The organism is Mycobacterium sp. (genome assembly GCF_049278535.1).
GTDB lineage: Bacteria > Actinomycetota > Actinomycetes > Mycobacteriales > Mycobacteriaceae > Mycobacterium.
Genome location: NZ_JBAPMI010000251.1, coordinates 1 through 2,531 on the forward strand (window position 1 = coordinate 1; position 2,531 = coordinate 2,531).

The 2,531-nt window shown below is 62.9% G+C and carries 5 protein-coding genes and 1 pseudogene; 1 reads left to right on the plus strand and 5 read right to left on the minus strand.

What is annotated here, in order from left to right; translation table 11 throughout:
- The 5 genes from rpsH to rplN all read right to left on the minus strand — a co-directional run.
- A partial coding sequence (gene rpsH / locus WAO18_RS17020; RefSeq protein ID WP_422207425.1) for a 30S ribosomal protein S8 occupies positions 1 to 163 on the minus strand: 163 nt, incomplete at its 3' end.
- Positions 164 to 260: 97 nt separating this feature from the next.
- Positions 261 to 446, minus strand: coding sequence for a type Z 30S ribosomal protein S14 (locus WAO18_RS17025; protein ID WP_331518701.1), 186 nt, complete (start codon positions 444 to 446; stop codon positions 261 to 263).
- Positions 447 to 450: 4 nt separating this feature from the next.
- Positions 451 to 1,014, minus strand: a complete 564-nt coding sequence (gene rplE / locus WAO18_RS17030; RefSeq protein ID WP_422207423.1) for a 50S ribosomal protein L5 — start codon at positions 1,012 to 1,014, stop codon at positions 451 to 453.
- A 4-nt stretch (positions 1,015 to 1,018) separates the two neighbouring features.
- On the minus strand, positions 1,019 to 1,336 hold the full coding sequence (rplX, locus tag WAO18_RS17035; RefSeq protein ID WP_422207424.1) for a 50S ribosomal protein L24: 318 nt from the start codon (positions 1,334 to 1,336) through the stop codon (positions 1,019 to 1,021).
- A complete protein-coding gene (gene rplN / locus WAO18_RS17040) occupies positions 1,337 to 1,705 on the minus strand; it encodes a 50S ribosomal protein L14 (RefSeq protein WP_325675221.1) in 369 nt (122 codons plus the stop codon).
- A 519-nt stretch (positions 1,706 to 2,224) separates the two neighbouring features.
- Here rplN and WAO18_RS17045 point away from each other — a divergent pair.
- Positions 2,225 to 2,443: pseudogene (locus tag WAO18_RS17045) on the plus strand (hydrolase); the annotation flags it as partial.
- Positions 2,444 to 2,531: the final 88 nt, after the last annotated feature.

Here is a 2,531-nt window from a genome sequence, read left to right on the forward strand (position 1 = left end):
GCGCATCTTCGGTGTGATAGTCGGTGATGTAACCCTCCCGCTTGAGGATCTCGGCGATGTTGGCCTTGATCTTCGAATGCGGCAGCGTCACCTCATCGTGGTACGCCGAATTGGCGTTGCGCAGACGTGTCAAAAAGTCTGCGATCGGATCCGTCATTGTCATGACAGCGGTGTCGCCTTCCTCGCAGTGGTTCCCCAGACGGGCCTGCTGCGCACCTGTTCTCTGAGTTGGTCTGGTATCTGGTCGTCGTTAGCCGGTGTTACCAGCTGCTCTTCTGCACGCCGGGCAATTCACCCGCGTGCGCCATCTCGCGCAGGCAGATCCTGCACAGCCCGAACTTGCGATAAACCGCATGCGGGCGGCCGCACTTGTTGCAGCGCGTGTACGCGCGCACCGCGAACTTCGGCTTCCGCCGACTCTTGTTGATCAGTGCCTTCTTCGCCATCTGGTCAGTTCTCCTTGAACGGAAAGCCGAGGCCGCGCAACAGCGCTCGGCCCTCGTCGTCGTTGGTCGCCGAGGTGACGACGGTGATGTCCATGCCGCGGGGGCGGTCGATCTTGTCCACATCGATCTCGTGGAACACCGACTGCTCACTCAGCCCAAAGGTGTAGTTGCCCGAACCGTCGAACTGCTTGGGCGACAGACCGCGAAAGTCGCGGATACGCGGCAACGCGATCGAGGTGAGCCGGTCGAGAAACTCCCACATCCGGTCGCCGCGCAGGGTCACCCGCGCTCCGATCGGCATGCCCTCACGCAGCTTGAACTGTGCGATCGACTTACGGGCCTTGCGGATTTCCGGCCGCTGTCCGGTGATCAGCGCCAGGTCCTGGACCGCGCCGTTGATCAGCTTGGCGTCGCGGGCGGCGTCGCCGACGCCCATGTTCACCACCACCTTCACCACCCCCGGGATCTGCATGACGTTGGCGTAGCCGAACTCCTTGTTCAGCGCGTCACGGATCTCTTCGCGGTAGCGCGTCTTCAGCCTGGGCTGAACCTTCTCAGTAGTTGTCATGCCCTCAGATGTCCTTGCCATTGCGCTTGGAGATGCGAACCCGCTTGCCGGTGTCCTCGTCGACCCGGTAGCCGATCCGAGCGGGCTTGCCATCGGAGTCGACCACCATCACGTTGGAGACGTGGATCGCGGCTTCCTGCGTGACGATCCCGCCCGACTGCGCACCGCGCTGGTTGGTCGAGATCGCGGTGTGCTTCTTGATCCGGTTGACGCCCTCGACGAGCACCTTGTTACGGGCCGGGTAGGCCTGAATCACTTTGCCTTTGGCGCCCTTGTCCTTGCCCGAGATGACGAGGACGGTATCGCCCTTGTGCACCTTCATTTACAGCACCTCCGGGGCCAGCGAGACGATCTTCATGAAGCGCTTCTCCCGCAGTTCGCGGCCGACCGGGCCGAAGATGCGAGTTCCACGCGGGTCGTTGTCGGGCTTGATGATCACCGCGGCGTTCTCGTCGAACTTGATGTAGCTACCGTCCGGACGGCGGCGCTCCTTGACGGTGCGCACCACCACGGCCTTCACCACCTCACCACGTTTGACGTTGCCGCCGGGGATGGCCTCTTTGACCGTCGCCACGATGACGTCGCCGATGCCGGCGTATCGCCGCGACGAGCCGCCGAGCACGCGGATGCACAGGATCTCCCTGGCGCCCGTGTTGTCGGCCACCTTCAGCCGCGATTCCTGCTGAATCACTCGATCTCCTGACCTGGTTCACGTATGCACGCCCACGCGTGGACCGGCTGGAGGACGCTGGAGTGCATGGTCCACCAGACCTGTCGTGCATGGTCTTCGTCACCGATAGGCACGCAGGGCTGACGGTAGAGCTTTTGAGATGCCAGCCGAGGTCTGCCCACGACAACCCCTAGAGTCTAGGTGAAGACCTGCTCAGAGCCAAATTCCTGGTCGAGGCCCGTTACCGGTGGCCGGAGGCGGCGATAAGGGCCTGACGTTCCGCGTGCTGGTGGACGTTTCAGCCAAGGCGCTGACTGCCGTGTTGGCCCTTTGAACAGCATAAACGTCTGTCGATGCGCTTCCCCGGAATTAGACTTCTGCGGTGTTCTCGGAGACGCGCTATGCGATGAACGGGGACTTGCGCGTCGCCTATCGCACGTCACGTGAAGGCCCCCGTGACATCGTGTTCATACCGAACTGGTTCACCTGCTGTGACACCCTGCCGGAGCTGCCGTCCGTTCAAGGGTGGGTCGAGGCGATGACATCGGCGAGTGCGAGGTCCGCGGCGACGACATCGGTGGGATCGGTGTGCACATCGGCGCGCGCGTGAGCGCACTGGGAGGGCCGAACGACTTGCTCGTGTCAAGCACGCTGCGCGATTTGGTGATCGGGTCAGGGTTGGAATTCGAGGACTGCGGCACTCACACGCTCAAGGGCGTACCCGGTGAGTGGCGTCTGTTCGCCGTCGCCTCTGCGTAAACCCTTGGCCTGCTGTCAGAATGGCGGTGGTTCGTCGTCGCTGTCGGTGCAGGGTGGGGCTGGTCCGAGGTAGCTTATCGACTCGGCG